The organism is Mycobacterium florentinum (genome assembly GCF_010730355.1).
Lineage (GTDB): Bacteria > Actinomycetota > Actinomycetes > Mycobacteriales > Mycobacteriaceae > Mycobacterium > Mycobacterium florentinum.
Genome location: NZ_AP022576.1, coordinates 4,987,908 through 5,011,536, shown reverse-complemented (window position 1 = coordinate 5,011,536; position 23,629 = coordinate 4,987,908). Strand labels below are relative to the sequence as shown.

At 67.2% G+C, this 23,629-nt stretch carries 28 protein-coding genes; 13 read left to right on the top strand and 15 right to left on the bottom strand.

Annotated elements, in window-relative coordinates; genetic code table 11:
- Positions 1–75: 75 nt before the first annotated feature.
- Positions 76–942, bottom strand: coding sequence for a cyclopropane mycolic acid synthase family methyltransferase (locus G6N55_RS23870; protein WP_085221088.1), 867 nt, complete (start codon positions 940–942; stop codon positions 76–78).
- A gap of 159 nt (positions 943–1,101) precedes the next feature.
- Between G6N55_RS23870 and G6N55_RS23865 the strand changes: the two genes are divergently transcribed.
- Positions 1,102–1,386: a 4a-hydroxytetrahydrobiopterin dehydratase gene (locus G6N55_RS23865; protein ID WP_085221089.1), complete on the top strand. Its 285-nt coding sequence runs from the start codon at positions 1,102–1,104 to the stop codon at positions 1,384–1,386.
- On the opposite strand, the gene G6N55_RS23860 is transcribed toward G6N55_RS23865, so the two are convergent.
- Complete coding sequence (locus tag G6N55_RS23860; RefSeq protein ID WP_372517599.1) at positions 1,383–2,705, bottom strand: mannosyltransferase; 1,323 nt, start codon at positions 2,703–2,705, stop codon at positions 1,383–1,385. The two genes, G6N55_RS23865 and G6N55_RS23860, sit on opposite strands and share 4 nt — an antisense overlap.
- Before the next feature lie 184 nt (positions 2,706–2,889).
- On the opposite strand from G6N55_RS23860, the gene G6N55_RS23855 reads away from it, so the two are divergent.
- Positions 2,890–3,576, top strand: a complete 687-nt coding sequence (locus G6N55_RS23855; protein WP_085221091.1) for a hypothetical protein — start codon at positions 2,890–2,892, stop codon at positions 3,574–3,576.
- A 48-nt stretch (positions 3,577–3,624) separates the two neighbouring features.
- Positions 3,625–4,668, top strand: coding sequence for an Rv1157c family protein (locus tag G6N55_RS23850; protein WP_085221092.1), 1,044 nt, complete (start codon positions 3,625–3,627; stop codon positions 4,666–4,668).
- Between the two features lie 78 nt (positions 4,669–4,746).
- On the opposite strand, the gene G6N55_RS23845 is transcribed toward G6N55_RS23850, so the two are convergent.
- Both G6N55_RS23845 and G6N55_RS23840 read right to left on the bottom strand, forming a co-directional pair.
- Complete coding sequence (locus tag G6N55_RS23845) at positions 4,747–4,893, bottom strand: DUF1059 domain-containing protein (protein WP_085221093.1); 147 nt, start codon at positions 4,891–4,893, stop codon at positions 4,747–4,749.
- 28 nt (positions 4,894–4,921) lie between these two features.
- On the bottom strand, positions 4,922–5,494 hold the full coding sequence (locus G6N55_RS23840; protein ID WP_085221094.1) for an HhH-GPD-type base excision DNA repair protein: 573 nt from the start codon (positions 5,492–5,494) through the stop codon (positions 4,922–4,924).
- A gap of 143 nt (positions 5,495–5,637) precedes the next feature.
- Between G6N55_RS23840 and G6N55_RS23835 the strand changes: the two genes are divergently transcribed.
- Entirely contained in the window at positions 5,638–6,141 is a 504-nt protein-coding gene (locus tag G6N55_RS23835; protein WP_085221095.1) for a nuclear transport factor 2 family protein, read from the top strand.
- Between the two features lie 35 nt (positions 6,142–6,176).
- Here G6N55_RS23835 and G6N55_RS23830 read toward each other — a convergent pair whose 3' ends face one another.
- Together G6N55_RS23830 and G6N55_RS23825 are read right to left on the bottom strand one after the other, a co-directional pair.
- A complete protein-coding gene (locus G6N55_RS23830) occupies positions 6,177–6,383 on the bottom strand; it encodes a DUF5302 domain-containing protein (RefSeq protein WP_085221096.1) in 207 nt (68 codons plus the stop codon).
- 18 nt (positions 6,384–6,401) lie between these two features.
- The gene (locus tag G6N55_RS23825) at positions 6,402–6,845 is read right to left on the bottom strand and encodes a PPOX class F420-dependent oxidoreductase (RefSeq protein WP_085221097.1); all 444 of its coding nucleotides are present in this window, start codon (positions 6,843–6,845) and stop codon (positions 6,402–6,404) included.
- A gap of 35 nt (positions 6,846–6,880) precedes the next feature.
- On the opposite strand from G6N55_RS23825, the gene G6N55_RS23820 reads away from it, so the two are divergent.
- Together G6N55_RS23820 and G6N55_RS23815 are read left to right on the top strand one after the other, a co-directional pair.
- Positions 6,881–7,402: a DUF1697 domain-containing protein gene (locus tag G6N55_RS23820; RefSeq protein ID WP_085221098.1), complete on the top strand. Its 522-nt coding sequence runs from the start codon at positions 6,881–6,883 to the stop codon at positions 7,400–7,402.
- A 33-nt stretch (positions 7,403–7,435) separates the two neighbouring features.
- Positions 7,436–8,272, top strand: coding sequence for a class I SAM-dependent methyltransferase (locus tag G6N55_RS23815; protein ID WP_085221099.1), 837 nt, complete (start codon positions 7,436–7,438; stop codon positions 8,270–8,272).
- Here G6N55_RS23815 and G6N55_RS23810 read toward each other — a convergent pair.
- Entirely contained in the window at positions 8,269–8,643 is a 375-nt protein-coding gene (locus tag G6N55_RS23810) for a GntR family transcriptional regulator (RefSeq protein ID WP_085221100.1), read from the bottom strand. The genes G6N55_RS23815 and G6N55_RS23810 overlap by 4 nt on opposite strands.
- A 38-nt stretch (positions 8,644–8,681) precedes the next feature.
- On the opposite strand from G6N55_RS23810, the gene G6N55_RS23805 reads away from it, so the two are divergent.
- A complete protein-coding gene (locus G6N55_RS23805; protein WP_085221101.1) occupies positions 8,682–9,398 on the top strand; it encodes an SIR2 family NAD-dependent protein deacylase in 717 nt (238 codons plus the stop codon).
- Between the two features lie 123 nt (positions 9,399–9,521).
- Positions 9,522–10,382: a hypothetical protein gene (locus tag G6N55_RS23800; RefSeq protein ID WP_085221102.1), complete on the top strand. Its 861-nt coding sequence runs from the start codon at positions 9,522–9,524 to the stop codon at positions 10,380–10,382.
- Between the two features lie 80 nt (positions 10,383–10,462).
- Here the strand turns inward: G6N55_RS23800 and G6N55_RS23795 are convergent, their stop codons facing one another.
- Together G6N55_RS23795 and G6N55_RS23790 are read right to left on the bottom strand one after the other, a co-directional pair.
- Entirely contained in the window at positions 10,463–11,104 is a 642-nt protein-coding gene (locus tag G6N55_RS23795) for a class I SAM-dependent methyltransferase (RefSeq protein ID WP_085221103.1), read from the bottom strand.
- Between the two features lie 108 nt (positions 11,105–11,212).
- Positions 11,213–13,540 carry an MMPL family transporter gene (locus G6N55_RS23790; protein ID WP_085221104.1) on the bottom strand — a complete coding sequence of 776 codons (2,328 nt, stop codon included), beginning with the start codon at positions 13,538–13,540 and terminating at the stop codon, positions 11,213–11,215.
- 304 nt (positions 13,541–13,844) lie between these two features.
- On the opposite strand from G6N55_RS23790, the gene G6N55_RS30200 reads away from it, so the two are divergent.
- Positions 13,845–13,976: a hypothetical protein gene (locus G6N55_RS30200; protein ID WP_139826725.1), complete on the top strand. Its 132-nt coding sequence runs from the start codon at positions 13,845–13,847 to the stop codon at positions 13,974–13,976.
- Positions 13,977–14,113: 137 nt separating this feature from the next.
- Here G6N55_RS30200 and G6N55_RS23785 read toward each other — a convergent pair whose 3' ends face one another.
- Entirely contained in the window at positions 14,114–14,866 is a 753-nt protein-coding gene (locus tag G6N55_RS23785; RefSeq protein WP_085221105.1) for a 3-hydroxyacyl-CoA dehydrogenase, read from the bottom strand.
- Between the two features lie 48 nt (positions 14,867–14,914).
- Entirely contained in the window at positions 14,915–15,997 is a 1,083-nt protein-coding gene (locus tag G6N55_RS23780) for a CaiB/BaiF CoA transferase family protein (protein ID WP_085221106.1), read from the bottom strand.
- 111 nt (positions 15,998–16,108) lie between these two features.
- On the opposite strand from G6N55_RS23780, the gene G6N55_RS23775 reads away from it, so the two are divergent.
- Complete coding sequence (locus tag G6N55_RS23775; protein WP_085221107.1) at positions 16,109–16,915, top strand: enoyl-CoA hydratase; 807 nt, start codon at positions 16,109–16,111, stop codon at positions 16,913–16,915.
- A 13-nt stretch (positions 16,916–16,928) separates the two neighbouring features.
- Here G6N55_RS23775 and G6N55_RS23770 read toward each other — a convergent pair whose 3' ends face one another.
- Positions 16,929–17,651, bottom strand: coding sequence for a CPBP family intramembrane glutamic endopeptidase (locus G6N55_RS23770; RefSeq protein ID WP_085221108.1), 723 nt, complete (start codon positions 17,649–17,651; stop codon positions 16,929–16,931).
- The gene (locus tag G6N55_RS23765; RefSeq protein ID WP_085221109.1) at positions 17,648–18,790 is read right to left on the bottom strand and encodes an NAD(P)H-binding protein; all 1,143 of its coding nucleotides are present in this window, start codon (positions 18,788–18,790) and stop codon (positions 17,648–17,650) included. The genes G6N55_RS23770 and G6N55_RS23765 overlap by 4 nt, the downstream gene beginning before the upstream one ends.
- A gap of 171 nt (positions 18,791–18,961) precedes the next feature.
- Here G6N55_RS23765 and G6N55_RS23760 point away from each other — a divergent pair, with 171 nt between their 5' ends.
- From G6N55_RS23760 to G6N55_RS23750, 3 genes are read left to right on the top strand one after another with little or no spacing between them, the layout of a single operon-like run.
- Complete coding sequence (locus tag G6N55_RS23760) at positions 18,962–20,065, top strand: type III polyketide synthase (protein ID WP_085221110.1); 1,104 nt, start codon at positions 18,962–18,964, stop codon at positions 20,063–20,065.
- Between the two features lie 24 nt (positions 20,066–20,089).
- Positions 20,090–20,590 carry an isoprenylcysteine carboxyl methyltransferase family protein gene (locus G6N55_RS23755; protein ID WP_085221111.1) on the top strand — a complete coding sequence of 167 codons (501 nt, stop codon included), beginning with the start codon at positions 20,090–20,092 and terminating at the stop codon, positions 20,588–20,590.
- Positions 20,587–21,603, top strand: coding sequence for an NAD(P)/FAD-dependent oxidoreductase (locus G6N55_RS23750; RefSeq protein ID WP_085221112.1), 1,017 nt, complete (start codon positions 20,587–20,589; stop codon positions 21,601–21,603). The genes G6N55_RS23755 and G6N55_RS23750 overlap by 4 nt, the downstream gene beginning before the upstream one ends.
- Positions 21,604–21,605: 2 nt before the next feature.
- Here G6N55_RS23750 and G6N55_RS23745 read toward each other — a convergent pair whose 3' ends face one another.
- Both G6N55_RS23745 and G6N55_RS23740 read right to left on the bottom strand, forming a co-directional pair.
- Positions 21,606–22,409, bottom strand: coding sequence for a crotonase/enoyl-CoA hydratase family protein (locus tag G6N55_RS23745; RefSeq protein WP_085221113.1), 804 nt, complete (start codon positions 22,407–22,409; stop codon positions 21,606–21,608).
- Positions 22,406–23,554 (bottom strand): thiolase family protein, encoded by a 1,149-nt coding sequence (locus G6N55_RS23740; RefSeq protein WP_085221114.1) that lies wholly within the window; start codon positions 23,552–23,554, stop codon positions 22,406–22,408. Before G6N55_RS23740 ends, G6N55_RS23745 begins: the two co-directional genes overlap by 4 nt.
- Positions 23,555–23,629 lie beyond the last annotated feature (75 nt).

Below are 23,629 nucleotides of genomic sequence, written 5' to 3'. Positions count from 1 at the left end.
TAGGGCAGAGCGGGTCGTGCCACTGCGCTGTTCATGCTCGCGTTCAGCAGAATTCGCGTTGCGCTGCAGCCGCATTCACTTGCGCAGCGTGAATTGGTTGACGTCGATGTAGCCGGTCCGGAATGCGCGGGCGCAGCCGGTCAGATACTTCATGTAGCGCTGATAGACCTCTTCGGACTGAATCCTGACGGCCTCGTCATGGTGCTCTTCCAGGGCCACGGCCCAGCGGTCGAGCGTCCTCGCATAGTGCAGCTGCAGCGACTGCCGACGGCTCAGGTTGAACCCCGCCGTCGAGGCGTGGAACTCCACCATCTCGATCGGCGGCAACTGGCCACCGGGGAAGATCTCGGTACCGATGAATTCGGTGAAGCTGTTCAACTCTTCGGTGATCGGCAGGCCGCGTTCGACCATCTGCTGTGGGGTCAGCATGGTGATCGTGTGCAGCATCATCACGCCGTCATTGGGCAGGACGCGGTAGGCCAGCTCGAAGAAATCGTCGTAGCGGTCGTAGCCGAAGTGCTCGAAGGCACCGATCGAGACGATGCGGTCGACGGGTTCGTCGAACTGTTCCCAGCCTTGTAGCAACACCCGCCTGCTGCGCGCGGTGTCCATGTCATCGAGAAGCTTGCGCACATGGGCGGCCTGGTGCTGAGACAACGTCAAACCGATGACGTTCACGTCGTATTTGTCGACCGCGCGGCGGATCGTGCTGCCCCAGCCGCAGCCGACCTCGAGCAGTGTCATGCCGGGCCGCAGGCCAAGCTTGCCCAGCGACAAATCCACCTTGCGCATCTGTGCCTGTTCGAGCGTGATGGGCTGCAGGCGGTCAAAGTAGGCGCAGCTGTAGGTCATCGTCGGGTCGAGGAACAGCCGGAAGAAGTCGTCCGACAAGTCGTAGTGTGCCTGGACTTCTTCGAAGTGCGGTGTCAGCTTCTCGGACATGGCGGCCGCATGCCTCCCTCACTCCGGGGCCTTACTTGTTCACGGAGCGTCCGCTGACCTGGTTCAGCCCAATTTCCCCAGAATGCCGGAGTCGAACGCCTGGTGCATGGCGTAACGTGGCAGCCGGCAAGGTTTTTCGCATAGAAAGGTTTGCTGCTCATGGCCGTGCTGACAGATGAACAAGTAGATGCCGCCCTGCCCGCCCTCGACGGCTGGGAGCGTGCCGACGGGGCATTGCGCCGCTCGATCAAGTTCGAAAGTTTCCTGGCCGGCATCGACGCGGTGCGCCGGGTAGGCGAGCACGCCGAAAGCAAAGACCACCATCCTGACATCGACATTCGTTGGCGGACAGTGACTTTCGCGCTCATCACGCACTCCGAAGGCGGTATCACCAAAAACGACGTCGAGATGGCGCGCGATATCAACGGGATCGTCGCGGGCTAGCCCAGCGTCGACGTGGCCCGCGTTTGCGACTGCGGGGCCGGCGCGGAATCCGGCCCGGCGGATCGTTTGCTGGCGGCCGCGATGACAACCAACGTTGCCACTGCCGCCAGCGTGTAGGCCAGTCCGGCCCACGCGAAGTACCAGGGTCGGCTGATCTGCCAGATGTTCGGCTGCGCGAACAGCAGCAACCACGGCACGCCGACGACGGTCAGTGCCAGCCAGCCCCAGCCCGCGATCCGCATGCCGGCGCGCTCGCGCAACGGCCCATGGATCAGCCACATCATCAGCGGCACCAGCCACACCCAGTGGTGCGTCCACGAAATGGGTGACATCAGCAGTCCGAACATCTCGACCACCAGCAACTTGCCGAGCCGATCCGTGGAGTCCAGGGCGCGCCACGCCAGGACGGCCAGCACCGCCGTGACGGCGATGGCGATCAAGACCAGCGGACCGAAGCCGGCGTCGTAGCCCAGGATCCGGGAAATGCCACCGCGCCAGGACTGATTGATCGCCGTCGCGATGGGCCCCACCCGATGCGCGTCGCCGAGTAGATCGGTGAAGTAGTGGCGAGTCTGGTCGCCGACGATCAGCGCCGAGAGCGCGACGGTGGCGAAGAAGACGACCGCCGAAAACGCGGCGGCGGCGAAACGCCCGACGCCGACCAGATAGACACCCGCGATCGCGGGGGTCAACTTGATCCCCGACGCCACGCCGACCAACAGGCCCGACAGCGACCAGCGCGTGGTGTAGATCGCCCAAAGCACCGCCAGCATCAGGAAGACGTTGATCTGCCCGTAGTCAAAGTTGTTGCGCAGCGGCTCAATCCAGATCGTGGCCGCGGTCCACGCCATCGCGACACGCTGGCCGCGGCCGCGCGCGACGCCGAGTAACCGCTGGCTGATTCGAACCGAGCCGTACAACGCGGCCATCATGGCGACCAGCCACAGAAGAGCGGCCAGGCCGAACGGCAGCAGGTGCAACGGGTAGAACACGATCGCCGCGAACGGCGGATACGTGAACGGCAGCGGGAAGTCCGGCGTGTGCTCGCTGTACACGAAGTCGTACAGGGTGCCGGGATGGTCGATGGCGGCCGCGCCGCCGAGATAGACGTGCAGGTCGACGAAGTTCGCGCCGTTGGGCGTCAGGTACGTCAAGCCGAGTCGTGCGGCGATGCTCACGACCAATAGCAGCGGCGCGGCGGAGCTCATCAGACTCGCCAGCCGCCGGGCGATGGGGGCCGCCGGGACGGCCAGATTGGTGTCTACCCGCCTGACTTTAGCGACCACGGCGGACGCTGGGGTGTCGTCCGTCGTCACCACCGTCGCGCACATTGCCGCGGACTTTGCCGACGATCCGCAGTTCGGGGGCGCGTGAGCGACCGTCTGGTCACCGCCGTCACTCGTATCGATAACGATCAAATAAATGCCACACGTGTCACTTGAGTCCCACCAGCATCAAAGTAGCTTCGGCTCCGTCACCTGTTGTCGATCCCTTGGGGGAGCAATGCCAAGCATCTGGACTCTCGCGAAAGCGGCCGCCGTCGTCGTCGGTTCGTCTGCCGCCCTACTCACGGGCGGTATCGCCCACGCCGACCCGGCGCCGATTCCCGACCCCGGCCTGCAGAACATCCCGCAGCAGCTGATCGCCTCGGCGGCCAACGCTCCGCAGATCCTGCAGAACCTCGCCACCGCCCTCGGCGCGCAACCGCCCCAGGCTCCGGCCCAGCCCGGCATCACCTTCCCGGGCCTGACCTCGGCCGCACAGGCGCCCGCGGCGTCTGCCCCGGCGGGTGTCCCGTCCATTCCGGGACTCACGCCGGCCGCCCCCACGGCGGCCAGCCCGACGATCCCCGGCCTCAGCTCGATTCCCGGGCTGGGACAGACGACGCCGGCGGCTCCGGCCGCTCCGGCGGCTAGCTCGGCCATTCCCGGGCTGGGCTCGATCCCGGGCCTGACGTCGCCGACGGCACCCGCGACCGCCGCCGCACCGGCGACGTCCCCGCTGTCGAACGTGGCGAATGTCAACATGCCGGCGCTGCCCGGCCTGCCGCTCAATGTGCCACCGAAGCTGTCGCTCCCGGGCGACCTGCCGGCACTGGCCACCGGCGCCGTCCCGAGCGCTGCGGCACCGGCGGCACCGGCGGCAACCGCGCCGGCCGCGCCGCTGTCGCTGCTCTCGGCCATTCCCTGAGCAGTCTGCTAACCGGCTGCTAATCCACTACCGAAGGACGAGGACATCGTGGCAAGCACTTGGAATCTGTCCAAAGGTTTGGCCGCTGTCGTGACGGCATCGTCCGCCGCGTTCGGGTTCTGCCCGAGCGCGGCGGCCGATCCGGCGGCACCGCAGCCGACACCGCAACCCAACGTTGCCGCCGGGCTACCCGGCCTGCCCGCGTTGTCACAGCTGAGCCCGATCATTCAGCAGGCGGCCACCGACCCCGGCCAAGCGACGCAGCTGCTGATGGCCGCCGCGCAAGCGTTCACGCACAACCCGACCGCGCCCACCGAATCGAAGAACGTGGCCGCGTCGGTGAATCAATTCGTTCAGGAGCCGGGTGCTCCGCTTCCCGGTGCGCCGGCTCCCGCGCCTGACGCCGCCCCGACCGAGCATGTACCCGGCGCCGGCATCGTGCCGGGTGCCCAGGCACACCTGCCGACGGGCATCGACCCGGTCCACGCCGCGGGTCCGGCCCCGGCGGCCGGCACGCCGCACACTCCCGTACCGGGGGCGGCCCCGGGTCCCGCTCCGGCGGCTGCGCCCGCGCCGGCTCCCGCACCGGCTGCTGCTCCGGGCGGCGCACCGGCACCGGCTGCCGCGGTCGCGCCGGCCCCGGACCCCGCGCCGGGCGCGGCGGCTCCGGGTTACGGCCCGGGCGCGCCGATTACGCAGGACTTCATGTATCCCTCGATCGGCAGCAATTGCCTGGCCGACGGCAGTAACGCGCTAGCGGCCGCGCTGTCGGTGGCGGGGCCTGCCACGATCCCGCTGCCCGGCCCCAAAGCCGGCCAGACCGCCTACGTGTTCACCGCCGTCGGCACGCCCGGACCCGCCGAGGTGCAGAAGCTGCCGCTGAATGTCACCTGGGTGAACCTGACCACGGGCAAGTCGGGCACCGTCACACTCCAGCCGCGCACCGACATCAATCCCGAGGGGCCGACGACATTGACCGGTATTGCCGACACCGGTTCGGGCAGCATCATGTCGACGATCTTCGGTCAGGTCACGACCAAAGAAAAGCAATGCCAGTTCCTGCCCACCATCGGCTCGACCGTGGTGCCCTAAAGCCAACCAACACCCTGCCCTAGCGCGAGCGCGCGTGTCCCGCACGACACGCGCGCTCGCCTTATGCGTGGGGGTTGGCTAGTACGCCATGAACAGGATTGCGTCGCGGTCGTACTCCAGACCCGGATGAACACTGGACAGGTGAGCCTGGGTCAGCTCGACCAGCTCATCCTCGTCCTTGCCGACGATGGCTTCTCCGCATGGACACGTAATGTGTGTCTTCACGTTGCCGCCCTTCCCTTCTGGTGACCTACTACTTAGCCGCCTTGGCTGCTGCTTTCATCTGCTTTTTATACGCCCGCACTTTGCCCATCGATTGGTCGTCGACGATATCAGCGACGGAGATGTGCGATCCGGCCTTGCCGAAGTCCCCGGCGGCCGCGCGCCAGCCTTTCGGCGTCACGCCGTATTGCTTGCCAAGCAGGGCCAGAAAGATCTGCGCCTTCACGTCGCCGAAACCGGGCAGCCCCTTGATGCGGCGCAGCAGCTCGTTGCCGTCCGGGTCGCCGGCGGTCCACAATCCCGCCGCGTCGCCGTCATAGCGGTCCACGATGATCTGCGCCAGCGTCTGGATGCGTTTGGCCATCGATCCCGGAAAACGATGTATCGCAGGCCTTTCCGAGCACAGCGCGGCGAACTTGTCCGGGTCGTAATCGGCGATGGTGGCGGCTGAAAAGCTGCCCATCCGGTCCGCGATCTTCTTCGGTCCCGCGAAGGCGGTTTCAAAGGTGACCTGTTGATCCAGCACCATCCCGATCAGCAAAGCCAGCGGATCGTCGGCCAGCAGCTTGTCGGCCTCGGGATCCTGAGCGAGGCAAATTTTCACCGTCAACGACCAACCTTTCGCTGCACACCCTAAGACCGGCGACCTACCTGTTCGACAGACTACTCACCAGAAAGGCGCTGACGACCAGCGCATTACCTCCGAGCTATCGTGGCGAGGTGGTGGATGAAGCCAGATTGGCACTGATGGTTGACCGCGACGAACTGCATCAGCTCGTGACCGCCTATTGCCGGGCCGTCGACCGCGCCGACTACGAAACGCTGCGGGGTCTGTACCACCCGGACGCGACCGATTCGCACGGCTCGTTCTCGACGGGCGGCGTCGAAGCGTTCATCGCGCAACTACAGGCAGCCGAGCCGTATGTGCGTGTCTCCCAACACAACATCACCACGACGAACTTCGTGGTCGAGGGCGACGGCGCCCGCGGCGAGATCTACTGCCTGGTGTTTCACACGTTCGCCGGTCCCGAACACGACATCGACGTCGTCATCGGCGGCCGGTACCTGGACACCTACATCCGCCACGACGGGCACTGGAAGTTCCTGCAACGCACCATCGTGGCGGATTGGGCATACCAAAACGACCCGTCCCAACTGGACTTCTCGCACCCGAGCACCCGCGGCAGCATGCGCGGCAAACCGGGCAAAGCAGACCCATCGATCGGGCTGTTCGTCCTGCCCCACGACTGAGCGAAAAGCTCTGCCCACCAACAACTCTGGGCGGGTCAGCCGCCGCTCTTGCGACGGAATTCCCGCCGGCCGCCGCCCGCGGCACCGTGCGCGCGGGACTGCTTGCCGCCGCCACCGTCTTTGTGATCGGATCCGCCCGAAGACTTGGCCATCTTGCGCTCCAAGGCTTCGCGAAACTTGCGCTTGTTGTCGTCCTCCGCCTCGGCGGGCGTGGCGTCTTTTCCGGAGCTCGATTCGGCCATGCCCGCAGCCTAACCCGACTAACGCTTACCCGGCGGCATGCCGTACAGGTGCGAGATCGGCAGCGTCAGCACCACCCGCCGATCGGTGACCATCGCCTGGCGGTACTCATCCCAATCCGGATGCTCACCGGCGATATTGCGATACAACGCAATCAACGCCTCGACGGTGTCGTCGTCGGGTGCGGCGGCGGGGGGCGTCAGTTCCGCGGTGCCCTCGGCGACGGCATACGACCAGCCGTCGTCGGAGTCGACCAGGATCGAGGCTCGCGGATCACGGCGCAAATTGCGAGTCTTGGCCCGCGGCTCGGTGATCGACACCCGGATCACCAAATCCCGCGGATCGAAGTGGTAACTCACGTTCGACAGTTGCGGGCGCCCGTCGCGTTTGATCGTGGCCAGCACCCCAAGGGAGTTCCCCGCGATCAGTGCCAGCAATTTATCGTCGAAGACTTGGCGTCCCATCCCCAAAGACTACGTCGCTCTGGTCCAATCGGATCGTGACCAAGTACGCGGTGTTCCTGCGCGGCGTCAACGTCGGCGGCGTCAACCTGAAAATGGCCGAGGTGGCAACGGCCCTGACCGACGCGGGCTTCTCGGCCGTCCGCACCATCCTGGCCACCGGCAACGTGCTGCTGGAGTCGTCCGCCAAGGCGCCCGCGGTCCGCAACAAAGCCCAAACCACCCTGCGCGAGAAGTTCGGTTACGACGCGTGGGTGCTGCCCTATGACCTCGATACCGTGCATGCCATCGTCGACGCCTACCCGTTCGAGCCCGAGGTCGACGGCTATCAGTCCTACGTCACGTTCGTCGCCGACCCCGCGGTGCTCGACGAGCTCGCCGCGCTGGCCGAAGACGCCGGCCCGGACGAAAAGATCGGCCGCGGTGACGGCGTCATCTACTGGCAGGTGCCCAAGGGCGCCACGCTGGACAGCACGATCGGCAAGACGATGGGCAAGCCGCGCTACAAGTCGTCGACCACCACCCGCAACATGCGTACCCTGGCCAAACTGTTGCGGTGATGCTCGTGCCGAAGGTCGGTAAGGTTTGCCTCGATGACCTCCGCCCACGAGCCCGGAAAAGGGAAGGTCTCCCTGGAAGGCGTCTCCGAGACCGCCCTGCTGACGCTGAACGCGCGGGCGCAGGAAGCGCGCGGGCCCGCTCCCCTGATCGTCGATCCGATGGCGATAGAACTGGTCGACTCGATCGACTACGACTTCGCCAAGTTCGGCCGGCCCCGCCAGGACATCGCGCTGCGCGCCCGGCTCTTCGACACCCAGGCCCTGTCCTACCTGGCCGGGCACCCGGCGGCCACCGTGGTGGCGCTGGCCGAGGGTCTGCAGACCAGCTTCTGGCGATTGGACGCAAGCCTTCCTAACGCCCAATTCCGTTGGCTTACAGTCGATTTGCCCGATATCACCGATATTCGGACCCGGCTGCTGCCGTCGAATGAGCGGATGTCGGTGTGCGGCCAGTCGGCCCTGGACTACGGCTGGATGGACTCGGTAGATCCGGCCGGCGGCGTGTTCATCACCGCCGAGGGGCTGCTGATGTATCTGCAACCCGAGCAGGCGATGGGGCTGATTACCCAGTGCGCCAGCAGGTTTCCCGGCGGCCAGATGATGTTCGACCTGCCCCCGGCCTGGGTGTCGCGGGTGAGCCGGCGCGGCATGCGGACCTCGCGACGGTACAAGGGGCCGCCGCTGCCGTTCAGCCTGTCCGTTCCTGAGGTGGCCGACCTGGTGAACACCGTGCCGGGTATCCGCGCGGTCCAGGATTTGCGGCTGCCGCCCGGGCGCGGCCGCGCGTTCAACGCGGCGGTGTCGATGATCTACCGCACGCCGATGTTCAAGGCGCTGCGGCCGTGCTTGACGCTGCTGGAATTCGGCTAGCGCGAATCCTCGTCGGGCACCGCCTCGATGTAACGCAGCGCATCGGCCTTGCCCAGCCCGAGTCCGCGGGCGACATGCACGTACTCGCGGGCCGCGGCCGCCATCGCCGCATCGGTCGGGTCGTAGCGGGCGATGAAAGTGCCGAAGCGGCCCCGGGTTTCGACAATGGCCGCTGTCTCCAGCTCACGGTATGCGCGCGCGACCGTATTGACGGCCACGCCGAGTTGTCCGGCCAGCTCGCGCACCGTCGGCAACCGGCTGCCGGGCGGCAAGGCACCTTCCCGCACACCATCGATGACCTGCGTCCGGAGCTGGTCGAACAGCGGCCGGCCGCTCTTGAGGTCGACCCTTAGCCATTCGCCCAGCTCCACGTATCCAGTATTACCCCAAGCACCGCTATGTTGGGGGCATGCGAGTGACGGTGCTCAGCGGCGCAGGGATCTCCGCGGAGAGCGGAGTGCCGACATTTCGCGACGACAAGAACGGATTGTGGGCCCGGTTCGACCCCTACGAGCTGTCCAGCACCCAGGGCTGGCGGGACAACCCCGAGCGGGTGTGGGGCTGGTATTTGTGGCGGCATTACCTGGTGGGCACCGTCGAACCCAATGACGGACACCGGGCCATCGCCGCATGGCAAGACTACGCCGAGGTCAGCGTCGTCACCCAGAACGTCGACGACTTGCACGAGCGGGCCGGCAGCGCCCCGGTGCATCACCTGCACGGCAGCTTGTTCGAATTCCGTTGCACGAGTTGCGATCTGCCCTACACCGATGCTCTGCCCGAGATGTCCGAACCGGCACTCGAGGTGCAGCCGCCACACTGCCATCGCTGCGGCGGGCTGATTCGGCCCGACATCGTCTGGTTTGGCGAGCGGCTACCCGAAGGCCCGTGGCGCCACGCCGTCGAGGCGACCCAGGCCGCCGACGTGATGCTGGTGGTGGGGACCTCGGCGATCGTCTATCCGGCCGCCGGCCTCGCCGATCTCGCGCTCTCGCGCGGCACCACCGTAATCGAGGTCAATCCCGAGCCCACCCCGCTGTCCGACACCGTCACGCTCAGCATCCGCGAGCCGGCCAGTCTGGCATTGCCGGGGCTGCTGCAGCGGCTGCCCGCCCTGCTCAAGTAGGGGCTTCGCCGAGTCTGCGGTAGCGGTGCTCATCCTGCACCCAGATCGCGGTTGGTCCACAAAGTCGCGCCCCGGCCGCAGAATCGATCGAGCTGTGTCGGCACCGTCGACAAGTCTGGCGCCATGAATGCGGACGCCAGACCGTTCATCGGCAGCGAAGCGCTGCTCGACGGGAGGCTGCGGCGCCATCAGCTGCGGTCGCGGTTCCGCGCGATCTTTCCCGACATCTACGTTCGACGCGATCAGCCGCTGACGGCACGCGACCGCGCGGTGGCTGCTTGGCTGTGGTCGCACCGGGAGGGGGTGCTTGGCGGGCTCACCGCGGCCGCGTGGCATGGCTCCAAATGGGTGGACGAGCACCTGCCCGTCGAGTTGATTTGGTCGAACGCGCGGCCGCCTCGCGGCGTGCGAACCTACGACATGAGGCTTCGCCCAGAGGAATTCGGCATTGTCGAGAGCGTGCCGGTGACGACGCCACAGCGCACGGCATTCGACATCGGCCGCCGCAAGCCACTCCAGATCGCGATCGCCCGGCTAGACGCCCTGATGCAGGCGACCGGCGTCAAGGTCCACGACGTCGCCGAAATCGCGGACCAGCATCGCGGTGCGCGCGGTCTCAGGCAGTTGGAGACCGCGCTGGAATTGGTGGATGCCGGCTCGCAGTCGCCAAAAGAGACGTGGCTGCGGCTCTTACTCATCCGGGCGGGCTTGCCGCGACCGACGACCCAGATCCCGGTGATGAGCGCGGACGGCGCTCACATGTACTACCTCGACATGGGGTGGGAAGACTTGATGGTCGGCGTCGAGTACGACGGCGAACAACATCGTCTAGACCGCTGGCAATACCGGAAGGACATCCGCCGGCGCGAGGCCCTGGATCGGCTCGGCTGGATCATCATCCGGGTGATCGCGGCGGATCGCCCCTCCGACATCATCGGCCGGGTTCGCGATGCAGTTCAATTTCGAGCATCGAGCCTGCGCTAACGGCGCTCATCCTGCGCAGGAATCGCGGTCTACCCGCCATCGGACGCCGTGAGCGCAGTCTCGGCGCCGAGTAGGTAGCGCTAGGGCCGGCGCGCGCGTCCCAGCAACAGCTCCGACACCGGCATCGGCGACCACGCGGGCAGCGTCCACTCCCGCCGGGAACTGTTCACCTCGAACCCGGCGTCGATGATCGCGCGTTCGGTATCGCGATGGGTGTGGCAGTTACCCAGCAGCCGGGGCCACACGGTCCGGTCGGCGAAGCGCTGCAGCCGGCCGCGCATACCGGCGCTGGCCACGTGCTCGAGATAGCGCAACTCGCCCCCCGGGCGCAGCAATGCGTACAGGCGCCGCAGCACCATCGCAGGGTCGCGCACCGAGCACAGCACCAGCGAGCAGACCACCGCGTCGAACGGCTGCCCGCCGCGGAACTCCTCCACGGTCTCGTTGGTCAGAACAATCGGAACGCGCGCCGCGGCGGCGGCCGCCTGCGCCCGGGCCGCCAGGCGCGGCTCGGGCTCCATCGCCACCACCCGCACAACGGACGAGGGGTAGTTGGGGAAGTTCGTCCCGATGCCCGCCCCGACCTCGAGCACCCGGCCCGATAGACCCGCCAGGTTCTCCCGGCGCAGCGCCCGCACCGCCTCCGTCTCGTGTGCCGCGGCGACCGGCCACACCCGCGCGAAGAATGGGTTGTCGCACGGTGCTGTTACTGCTGCTGTCATCCCCCACCTATTCGATTCGGAACGGGCCTCAGCATATGGCCCTGCCGACGCCCATGATTGTCGATCCCTAGCTCGGCTGCCGCCGATGCCCCCCGGCATGCACCAGGCTCAACCGATTTTAGTCACTGTCTCGGCGACCGGATGCCCATTGTGCTGAACCGAAATCGACTCGATCGGGTCGATCGGCGCGGCCGGTTCGGCCGGTCCCTCGCTGATGCCGAACCGCTCGTGCAGCCACACCAACGGCTTGGGCGCCCACCAGTTCCAGCGGCCCATCACGTGCATGAACGCCGGAACCAGGACCATCCGAACCAGCGTCGCGTCCACGAACACGGCCAGAGTCAGGCCCAGACCGAACATCCGCATGAACGACACGTGCGCGGCGATCAGCGCGGCGAACGACATCGACATCACCAACGCGGCGGCGGTGATCACCCGGCCGGTGCGCGCGACACCGTGCGCCACCGCCTCGTCGTTGGCGGCGTGCGCCTCTCTCGCGGTCGACACCATCGGCCGGTACTGCAGCCAGTACTCGCGGATCCGCGAGATCAGGAACACCTCATAGTCCATCGACAAACCGAACGCGATGCAGAACAACAGCACCGGCATGTTCGCCACCAACGTGCCGCTCGGTGTCGTTCCCAGCGCGCCGAGATGGCCTTCCTGGAAAATCCACACCAGCGCGCCGAACGCCGCGGTCAGCGACAACACGTTGCACATCAACGCCTTGACCGGCAACACCACGCTGCCGGTCAGCAGGAACAGCAAGATAAAGGTGATCACGGCCATCACGCCCAGCACCGTCGGCAGCCGGTCCGTCACCGCATCGACGCTGTCGCGGTTGACCTGCGCGACGCCGGCCATCTCGACCGAACGCCCCGCGGGCCCGGGCACCTGGTGCAACCGCTTGAGTTGGGTATCGGACGCCGGCGAGAACAACGGCGCCGTGCTGCTGACGGTCAGGAAGGCGCTGCCGTCGGACAGGCCGGTGGCGCCGGCGGGCGGCCCCGCCTGGTTGCCGCCGACGAACGTTCCGCTCGGCGCCGATACCGCCGACACCTCGGGCACCCGCGACAACGCCGCCGCGTAGGTGGCGAGGTCGGCCGGACTCAGGCCCCGCGCATCGGGGACGACGACCGGCACCGACGTCGCGGAATCGCGCGCGAAGTTGGTGCGCAGCTGATCGCCGACCTGGTGCGCCGACGCGGATCGCGGCAGCACCCGGTCGTCGGGGAAGCCCCATGTCACCCGCAGGAACGGCAGACCGAGCAGCACCAGCACCGCGGCGACGGCCACGCCGATCGGCAGCCACCGGCGCATCACGAACTTGCTCGACCGGTACCAGAACATCTGCTCGACCGGCTTGTGCGCGGGCTCGGGGCGGCGGAATATCCGCCGCACCAGCTTGCGCACGTCCAGCGCGTCCAGCCGCGGGCCCAGCAGCACGATCGCGGCGGGGGTGATCACGATCGACGCGATCGAGACGAACGCGACGGTGGCGACCCCGGCGTAGGCGAACGACTTCAGGAAGTACATCGGGAACAGCGCCGTCGCCGACATCGACAGGGCGACGGTGACCGCGGAGAACAGCACCGTGCGCCCGGACGTGGCCATGGTCCGGATCAGCGCCTGGTGCGGGTCGCCGCCCTCGGCCAACTCGTCGCGATAGCGGCTGACAATCAGCAGCGTGTAGTCGATGGCCAGTGCCAGGCCCATGGCGGTGCTCAGGTTCAGCGCGAAGATCGACACCTCGGTGGTGAAGGTGATCAGCCGCAACACCGTCATCGAGCCGACGACTGCCAGCGCACCCAGCGCCATCGGCAGCGCTGCCGCCAGCAGGCCGCCGAACACCCAGATCAGCACCAGGAAGCTGAGCGGCAGCGCGATCATCTCCATGACCAAGAGGTCTTCTTGGTTCTGCTTGTTGATTTGCGCGTACTCCATGGCCGAGCCGCCGGCGCGGACGGTGACACCGTCACGATCGTGCACAAGCTGGTCCGACAGGGTTTGGGCGTTGTTCTGCACGTTGTTTTCGCCGCCCTTGAGGTTGACCACGATCAACCCGGACTTGCCGTCCTTGCTCGTCAAGTCGGCGGCCGCCTGCGGCGGTGCCGTCCACGGCGAGGTCGCGTTGTAGACCAACGGCGAGTGCTGCAACTGGTCGACGAGATCGGTGCCCACCTTGCGGGCCTGATCGCTGTTGGCGCCCGCGGGCGCGGTCACCAGGATCAGCATCTGCTGACCGCTCTGCCCGAACTTCTCGGTCAGGACCGCGATGGCGCGTGCGGACTCCGAATCGGGATCCTGGAAACCGCCGGGAGCCAAGCTCTTGGCGACCGGGAGGCCGAAGACCGCGGCGGCAATGAACACCAGTACCCCGACCGCGATGATCCGGCGCGGCGCGGCGATGGCCAGCCGAGCGATCCTTGGCAGCATCTATGCTTCCTCCCCCGATGGCAGTCCCGCGGGGACGCACACCATATTCGCGGTAACCTAGCCGCGGTAAGTGACAGGTGTCAAACAACTCCTTACCGAGGTACGGGGTAGCAGCCCGATTGGTTCGACCAGGTTTCAAACCCGCGAACACTAAGAGTCCGGCTAGGAAAATGGGCGCGAATAAAGCCGCTCGCGGGGCGAATCCCGCCCTAGCCGCCCGGCGACCCTACTGGCGAGTAAATTGCCACCATTTTCCGAATCGTGACTCAAAGATTCCTTAATGGTTGCTCTTAGGCTCATTCTCATGTGGATCGACGAAGCAAGCGCGGACGTCATCAAGGTTGACTTCGAGGCTCTCTACCACGGCGACGTGCTGGTGGAAGGCGAGACCTCCGAGCAGTTTGACGACTGGCACCCGCTACCTAACGCGAGCTGACCACGATGAGTCTGCTCGCACGGCTGCTCATGGCCGAACCCTCGGTCTCTCGTTGGTTCCGTCGATCTCATTGATCTTGTTGCCAACAAAAACCCCCGCCGTGGCGGGGGTTTTTGTGTATCTGCCTTAGACCGGCCTCAGCGCGGCGCCATCCGGATGGCGCCATCGAGACGGATGACCTCGCCGTTGAGCATCGGGTTCTCCACGATGTGCACCGCCAGCGCGCCGTACTCATCGGGATCGCCGAGCCGCGCCGGGTGCGGCACCTGCTTGCCCAATGATTTCTGCGCCTCCTCAGGCAGCGACCCCAACAGCGGCGTCTTGAACAACCCCGGCGCGATGGTCACCACTCGGATCAGCTCGCGCGACAGGTCGCGGGCGATCGGCAGCGTCATGCCGACAACGCCGCCCTTGGACGCGGAGTAGGCGGCCTGGCCGATCTGGCCGTCGAACGCCGCGACCGAGGCGGTGTTGATGATGACGCCGCGCTCCTCGCCGACCGGTTCGGTCTTGGCGATGCGCTCGGCCGACAGCCGCAGCACGTTGAAGGTGCCGATCAGGTTGACCTCGACGACCTTCTTGAACAAGTTCAGCGGGAACGGTCCGTCCTTGCCGAGGGTCTTGATCGCGTTGCCGATGCCCGCGCAGTTGACGTTGATGCGCAGCGAGCCCAGCGACTCGGCGACATCGAGCGCCTTGCTCACGCCGTCCTCATCGGTGACGTCGGTCGCGACGAACTTCGCGCGGTCCCCGAGCTCGGCCACGGCCTCCTCACCCTTGAGGTCGATGACGACCACTTGCGCGCCCGCATCCAGCAGCCGCTTGGTGGTAGCCAGGCCCAGACCCGAGGCGCCCCCGGTGACGACGGCGACGGCGTCTTTGATCTCCATGCAATTCCTTTCGTGCCGCGATCTGCCGACCAACTTGTTGGTTGGGGACTATACCCAGTCTTTGATGATGTCCTGAACGTCGGTCACCGCTACCGCCGGGCGGGGCGTGTCGTTCGCGGTGCGCGAGAACCGTGGCGCCGGGCGGGGCTGCAGGTTGCCGTTGTGGTCGTAAAAGACGTCGCGCTCGGTGTTGTGCGGCTCGGTCTGCACCTCGCCGAACGCCAGCACCGGCGTCACGCACGCGTCGGAGTCGGCGAACACCTTGGCCCAGTGGTCGCGGTCCTGACTGGCGAACGTTTTCGTGAGTATGGCGCGCAACTCGGGCCAGCGGCTGACGTCGTTTTGGCCGGGCAGGTCGGCGGATTCCAGGCCGAGCCCGGTCAGCATGGCCGCGTAGAACTGCGGCTCGATGGCACCGACCGCGACGTAGCGGCCGTCGGCGCACTCGTAGGTGTCGTAGTAGGGCGCGCCGCCGTCGAGCATGTTGGTGCCGCGAGCGTCGGTCCACATCCCCGCGGCGCGCATCTGCCACATCATCTGGACCAGCACGCCGGATCCGTCGACCATCGCGGCGTCGACGACCTGCCCCTTGCCGGAGGACTGCCGCTCCCACAGCGCGGCCAGGATGCCGACCAACAGGAACATCGAGCCGCCACCGAAGTCGCCGGCCAGATTCAGCGGCGGCACCGGCCGCTCGCCCGCCCGGCCGATGGAGTGCAGGATGCCGTTCAGCGAGATGTAGTTGATGTCGTGGCCGGCCTGCTGGCTGCGCGGGCCGGTCTGCCCCCAACCCGTCATCCGGGCGTAGATCAGCCGGTCATTGACCTTCGCGCAATCTTCGGGGCCCAAGCCGAGTCGCTCGGTGACGCCCGGGCGGTAGCCCTCGATCAGCACGTCGGCCTTGGCGATCAGGTCGAGAACCAGCTTGCGGCCCTGGTCGGACTTGAGGTCGGCGGCGACGATGCGCCGGTTGCGATTCGTGGTGTCCTGCACTGCCCCATCGGGATTCACCGACGGCCGGTCGATGCGCACCACATCGGCGCCCAGATCCCCCAGAATCATCGCGGCATGGGGGCCCGGGCCGATGCCGGCCAGCTCCACTACCCGCAGTCCACTCAGCGGTCCAGCCATGATCTACCGACCTTTCGTCTGCCTCGGATCGAAGAACCGATCGTTCGCATCTTCGCAGCCGCGGTCAACGGCCGTGCAGCCCGGTCGCTTACCGGCGGTTAGGGTGAGCCCATGCCGCAATCCGCTATCGACACACTCGCTCCCGTCACCGGGCTCGACGTCACTCTCTCCGACGGCGTGCTGTCGGTGACCATCGACCGGCCGGACAGCCTCAACTCGGTCACCACGCGGGTGCTGGCCGGGATCGCCGACGCCGTCGAGAGCGCGGCCACCGACCCACGCGTGCGGGTGGTGCGCTTGGGCGGCGCCGGCCGGGGCTTCTGCTCCGGTGCGGGCATGAGTGCCGACGACGTGGCCGACGCCGGCTCCGGGACCGAGATCATCACGCAAGCCAACCGTGCCGTTCGGGCCATCACGCTGTCGCCGCGGCCGGTCGTCGCCGTCGTCCAGGGACCCGCGGCCGGCGTCGGGGTCTCGCTGGCGCTGGCCTGCGACCTCGTATTGGCTTCGGAGAAGGCGTTTTTCATGCTTGCCTTCACCAGGATCGGGTTGATGCCCGACGGCGGCGCCTCGGCACTGGTCGCCGCCGCGATCGGCCGGATCCGCGCGACGCGGATGGCGCTACTGGCCGAGCGGTTGCCGGCCGCCGAGGCGTTGGACGCCGGCCTGGTCTCCGCGGTCTACCCGGCCGAGGGTTTCGACACCGAGGTCGACAAGGTGATCTCGACATTGTTGGCGGGTCCCGCGGTGGCGTACGCCAAGACCAAGGAGGCGATCAACGCGGCCACGCTAACCGAATTGGAAGCGGCCTTCGAGCGCGAATTCCATGGCCAGGCCACGCTGCTGCGCTCGCACGACTTCAAAGAGGGCGCAACGGCATTCCGGGAGCGACGCACGCCGGGCTTCACCGACGGCTAGCGCGGCCTATCGGCTAGACGCCGAACATCGGGGGCAGCGCCAAAACCATGGTCAGACCCCAGAAAAAATGGGTCAGCATCGGAGCCAGAATCCCGCCGCTGGCCCGTCGCTCCAGCGCGCACACCGTGCCGAGGATGACAGCGCCAAAACCGAGCATCGGGTTGCCGCTCGCCATCGTCACGCCGATGTACAGCAGAGTCGAAATCGCCACCGGCGCACGCCGACCCAGCGCCGTATAGAGCGCACCGCGGAAGAACATCTCCTCGGCAACGCCGTTGATCAGCGTGATCACCACGATCACCCAAAACGATCCCTGATGGGCGAATTGCAGCACCCGGGCGACCAGTGTTGCGACGGCTGGGATTTCGCGGGCGATCAGCCCGCCGACCACGAAGATGCCGCCGAGCAGCAGACCGATCGCCGTGCCGCTGATCACCGGGCGCTGGTTGCGGCCGCGCCAGCAGATACCGCCGAGATGCAGCGGCCCGGACAGGAACGCCCCACCGATCCACACCGCCGCCAATACCAGGGTCAGCCAGTAGAAGTTCGAATCGCCGGGCGTACGTCGCAGCGAAAAGCCAAGCACCGCAGCGCCGATCACCAGTGTGAGCGCGACGACGACACGGCGTCGCCGCACCACCGACGGTGGTTCATGATGTGGCACAGCGACATTGGTGACGGCGCGATGCAGCTCGGAGAACACACTGGTGTGGTACGGGCTGGCGGCCTGGCTCATGCCGGTCGTACCTTCGGCGTGAGGGTAACCATGATGTCCAGGCCGGTTCGCAGCGCTCCGGCGACCGGGCCGGGAACCAGGTTGACCAGCTTCAGGGTTGGACGCGCGATCGGCGGCGTGATCGCCCGCACGAGCCGACGGATGCGCAGCGCATCCCCGCCGGCCCACGCCGGATCGGTGTCGGCGAGATGATGCGGATCGGTCAGCGCGTTGACCGGCCGGGGCCTGCCGTTCGAGCTCAATGCCCGGCCGATGGCGTCCTCGACGCCCAGCAGCCCGCCGGGCGGGTCGGGGACCCGACCCCGCAGGCCGCTGGCCGACGCGACCATCGGGTGGTCCAGCGATTCCATCAGGTCGCCGGCCAATCCCGGCGGCACGGGCAGCGCCAGCCCGGTGACCAGCGACGCCAACGCGGTGTCGACCCTGCCGACCGGCAGTGTGGCGTGCCACCGGCCCGAGATCCGCGCGTACGTCCTGAGCAGGTCCCGATAGGTCGTGGTGTCCGGGCCGGCGATGTCATAGGCACCCGCGCCGACTCGCTCGGGGTTCGCCGCGGCGAGCAGATAGTGCAGCACGTCGCGGATGGAGATCGGGTCGATCGGATTGTCCATCCAGGTCGGTACCGGCAGCAGCGGGAACCGGTCACCGACATAACGCATCATCTCGAACGATGTCGAGCCGGCGCCGATGATCACCGCCGCACCCAGCCACACCAGTTCCGGCCCGTCGGAAACCGTCAGGGCCTCGGCCACCTCGGCCCGGCTGGCCAGATGATCGGACAGCTCCGCACCGGCGGGCACGAAGCCGCCCAGATAGACGATGCGCCGCACCCCGGCGTCGCGGGCGGCGGCCGCGACGTTGGCCGCAGCAGCCCGGTCGGCGTCGCGGAAGTCGGGCTGACCGATCGCGTGCACCAGGTAATAGACCACGTCAACCGGGCCCGCGGCGTCCATCGCCGCCTGCGCCGACACCGGATCCGAAGCCTCCAGCTGGACCGGCGCGACATGATCGAACCAACCGAAGCGCTTGAGCCGCTGGGGGTTTCGGGTGGCGGTCACCACCTGGTGTCGATTCGCGAGCAACGCCGTGACCAGACGTGATCCCACATAGCCACTGGCACCGGTGACCAGAATCCGCATAACCCTGACCCTATCCCGGACGGGGCGCGCCGAAACCCAAACGACCCAGCCGCGCGGACACGGCGTGGTCATAATCCCCGGCGGGTACCCAAAAGGCACTCGAATGACCAGTGGTCATACTCACAGCGAGTTAGGGTGAACTAACCAACCTACGGTCCCGTAAGTCAGTACATGGACAAGATCACAGGGGGCAGTTCGGCCACGCTCGGACTGAGAACACCGACCAACGACGCACAACCATCAATCGCAGCTGCTGCAGTCGAATTCCCGCACCACTACCACCCGCAAGAAGAGCTCATCGACCGGCTCAGTACCGTCCTCGGCCCGCACTTCAGGCGCTTTGCGCAGACGGCCGGCGTTGAGCACCGCCACCTCGCGGTGTCGATGGATCGCATGGAGCAGCTGAGCGGTTTCACCGAGGCAAACGAGGCCTATCTCGAAGTGGCCTTGGATATCGGTGAGCGGGCGTTGCTGGCGGCGTTCGAGAAAGCCAAGGTCAATCCGTCGGAGGTCGACGTCATTTTCTCGACGACGGTCACCGGGCTGGCCGTACCGTCACTCGAGGCACGGCTGGCGGGCCGGGTCGGGCTGCGCGAGGACGTCAAACGCATCCCGCTGTTCGGGCTGGGCTGCGTGGCCGGCGCCGCCGGGGTGGCCCGCATGCACGACTACTTACGCGCCTTTCCCGACCAGGTGGCAGCGCTGCTGGCGGTGGAACTGTGCACGCTGACGATTCAGCGCGACGACAGTTCGGTGGCCAATCTGGTTGCCACCAGCCTGTTTGGCGATGGCGCCGGCGCTGTCGTGGCCAAGGGCGCCGACCGTGCCGGTGCCGAAGGTCGGGGCCCTCGGGTGTTGGCCACCCGAAGCCGGCTCTACCCGGACACCGAAGACGTCATGGGGTGGAAGATCGGCAGCGACGGCTTCCAGATCGTCTTGTCGGCGGACGTGGTGAACGTCGTCCAGAAGTACCTCGGTGACGACGTCCGCAAATTCCTCGCCGATCACGGGCTCACACCGCACGACATATCTCGCTGGGTCTGCCACCCCGGCGGTCCTGCAGTGATCGAGGCGGTCGAGGAAGTGTTCGAATTGCCCGGGGACGCTCTTGATCGCACCCGAAAGTCGTTGCGCGACAACGGTAACCTGTCGTCGGTCTCGGTGCTCGACGTGCTCCGGTCCAACCTGGCGGATCCGCCGCCGGCCGGTTCGCTCGGTCTGATGATCGCAATGGGCCCGGCTTTCTGCTCCGAGCTCGTTCTGCTGGCCTGGTAGGCCCGGACACGAGATAGTGGAGACATGTACTACCTGCTGATCCTCGCGGTCGGGCTCGAACGCATCGTCGAGTTGGTGCTGTCCAACCGAAATGCGCAATGGTCTTTCAGCCAGGGCGCCAAGGAGTTTGGCCGGCCACATTACGTCGTGATGGTCGTCATTCACACCACGCTGCTGGTCGGCTGCCTCGTCGAACCGTGGGCGCTGCACCGGCCGTTCATCCCGTGGCTGGGCTGGCCGATGCTTGCCGTCGCGGCGGCCAGTCAGGTACTGCGCTGGTGGTGCATCGCCACGCTGGGCAAGCGGTGGAACACCAGGGTGATCGTGTTACCGGAGGCGCCCCTGGTGCGCCGGGGGCCCTACCGGTGGCTGCACCACCCGAACTACGTTGCGGTGGTGGCCGAAGGGATCGCATTACCGCTGGTGCACACGGCCTGGCTGACCGCGGCCACGTTCACGGTGGCCAACGCGATTCTGCTCACCGTGCGTATCCGGGTGGAGAACTCCGCATTGGGTTACACATGAGCGGCTACGACGCCGACCTGCTGATCGTCGGCGGCGGCCCCGGTGGGCTCGCCACGGCGTTGCAGGCGCGCCGGCTTGGGCTTTCGGTCATCGTGGCCGAACCGCGCGAGGACCCGATCGACAAGGCGTGTGGGGAGGGGCTGATGCCCGGCGGCCTCGCCGAGCTGACGTCGCTCGGCGTCGACCCGGCCGGCATGCCGTTTCGCGGGATCGCCTACGTCAGCGAGCAGCGCCGCGCCGAGGCGCTGTTTCGCACCGGGCCGGGGCGCGGCGTGCGACGCACCACGCTGCACGCCGCGCTCGAGGCACGCGCCAAAGAGCAAGACACCGAATGGATCCGGACCAAGGTGACCAGCGTCGAGCAGGATGCGCACGGCGTGACCGCCGCCGGTGTCCGCGCGAAGTTCTTGGTCGGCGCCGACGGACTGCACTCGACGGTCCGGCGCTCCGTCGGCATCAACGTCACGGCCGGAAAGCCGCGACGCTACGGCGTGCGTTGGCATTTCGAGGTGCCGGCCTGGTCGGAGTTCGTCGAGGTGTATTGGTCCCGGCTGGGTGAGGCCTACGTGACGCCGGTGGAACCGGATCTGGTCGGCGTGGCGATCCTGTCCCAGGGACGGCCCGACTTGGGCTGGTTTCCGCGGCTGGCCCGACACCTCGAGGGCGCCGACCGCGGGCACCCGCGCGGCTGCGGCCCGCTACGGCAGGTGGTCTCGCGCCGCGTCGCGGGCCGGGTGCTGCTGGTGGGCGACGCGGCCGGCTACGAGGACGCGCTGACCGGCGAAGGCGTCAGCCTCGCCGTCAAACAGGCCGCGGCGGCGGTCGACGCCATCGTCAACGAGACACCGGCGGCGTATGAGGCGTCGTGGCACCGGGTGACCCGCAACTACCGGCTGCTCACCCGGGCCGTGGTGCTGGCCAGCACGCCGCGCGCGACGCGACGTGCCATCGTGCCGGCGTGCGAACGCCTCCCCGGGGTGTTCCGCTTCGGCGTCAACATTCTGGCGAGCTAGCGCTAACGCGCCTTCCAGACCGGCTCCCGCTTCTCGGCGAACGCCAACGGTCCTTCCTTGGCGTCCTCGGATCTGATCAGGGTGCGCATCTCGTTCACGGTGCGCTCCCAGCCCACCTCGTCGCCGGTGATGACGCCGTCGTCCACACCGGTGGCGATGCGCTTGCTGGCCTGCACCGACAGCGGCGCGTTCACGGTGATGCGCGCCGCCATCGCGAGTGCCGCGTCGAGCACCGAGCCCTCCTTGACGACCTGGTTGACCAGGCCCCATTCCCAGGCATCGGACGCCGTCATCGGCTCACCCGTCAACAGCAGCTCCATCGCCACCTTGCGGGGCAGCTGATCGACGATGCGGAAGACACCACCGGCCGCGGCGATCAGCCCGCGTTTGACTTCAGGCAGACCGAATTTCGCCAGCTCGTGGGCGACGACCAGGTCACTGGCCAGTGCCAGCTCGGTGCCGCCGCCCAGCGCGGTGCCGTTGACCGCGGCGATGGTGGGCTTGTCGATGAAGTGGTGCACATAACCGGCGAAGCCCCACTCGCCATGATCGGGGTGATACAGATTCTCCCGGCGAGCAATCGCCTTGAGATCGGCCCCGGCACAAAACGATTTGTCGCCGGCGCCGGTGATCACCACGGCCCGCACCTCGGGGTCGTGCTGCGCTTCTTCCAGCGCATCTCCAACGCCGATGCTGACCGCCGCGTTGATCGCATTGCGCGCCTCGGGCCGGTTGATGGTTATGACCATCACGTTGCCGCGGCGCTCGACCAGCACTGCCGGCGCAGCGCCGTCAGCGTCGGTCACAGCAGCTCCAGAATGGTGGCGTTGGCCTGCCCACCACCCTCACACATCGTCTGCAGGCCGTAGCGAATTCCCTTGTCCCGCATGTGGTACAGCAGCGTGGTCATGATCCGGGCACCGGAGCCGCCTAGCGGGTGGCCGAGCGCGATCGCGCCGCCGTTGGGATTGAGCTTCTTCTCGTCGGCGCCGATGTCCTTGAGCCAAGCGAGCGGAACGGGCGCGAACGCCTCGTTGACCTCGTATGCCCCGATGTCGCCGATGGACAGGCCGGACCGCTTCAGCACCTTCTGGGTGGCCGGGATGGGCGCGGTCAGCATGATGACCGGGTCGGCTCCGGCCAGGGTTGCGGTGTGCACCTTGGCAATTGGCGTGAGGCCAAGTTCCTTGGCCTTCTCCGCGGACATGAACAGCAGCGCGGCCGCACCGTCGGAGATCTGCGAGGAGTTTCCGGCGTGGATCACACCGTCCTCCTTGAACGCCGGCTTCAGCGAGGCCATCTTTTCCATCGGGGTGCCGCGCCGGATGCCTTCGTCCTTGAGCACGACGTTGCCCTCGGAGTCCTTGATGCCCACGATCTGGTCGTCGAAAGCACCGGAATCCTGTGCAGCAGCTGCCTTTTCGTGTGAGTCGAGGGAGAATTGGTCGAGTGCGGTGCGGTCGAATCCCCACTGCTCGGCGATCATCTCGGCGCCCAGGCCCTGGTTGGGGATCTTGCCGTCGTAGCGCGAGATGAAGTTCTCCGGGTAGGGCCGCCCGCCGTTGGCCAGGGATGCCCCCATCGGGGTGCGCGACATCGACTCCACACCGCCGGCGACGACGACGTCGTAGTGCCCGGCCACCACACCGGCCGCGGCGAAGTGGACGGACTGCTGGCTCGATCCGCACTGGCGGTCGACGGTCACGCCGGGGACGGATTCCGGCCAGCCCGCGGTCAACAGCGCCGTGCGGCCGATGTCGAGGGCCTGCTCGCCGGCCTGCATCACGCAGCCCCAGATCACGTCGTCAACGATTTCGGGATCGATGCCGGCCCTGGTGACCAGCCCGTTGAGTACCTGCGCGGACAGCTCGGCGGCGTGCACTCCGGAAAGGCCGCCGTTGCGCTTGCCGACGGGTGAGCGCACAGCCTCGACGATGACAGCTTCGGGCATTTTTTACTTCTCCTTTGACTCCAGTCTTGCCTCGATTGTCAACCAGGGGGTTGCGCGGCCTCGTGGCGGGGTCCG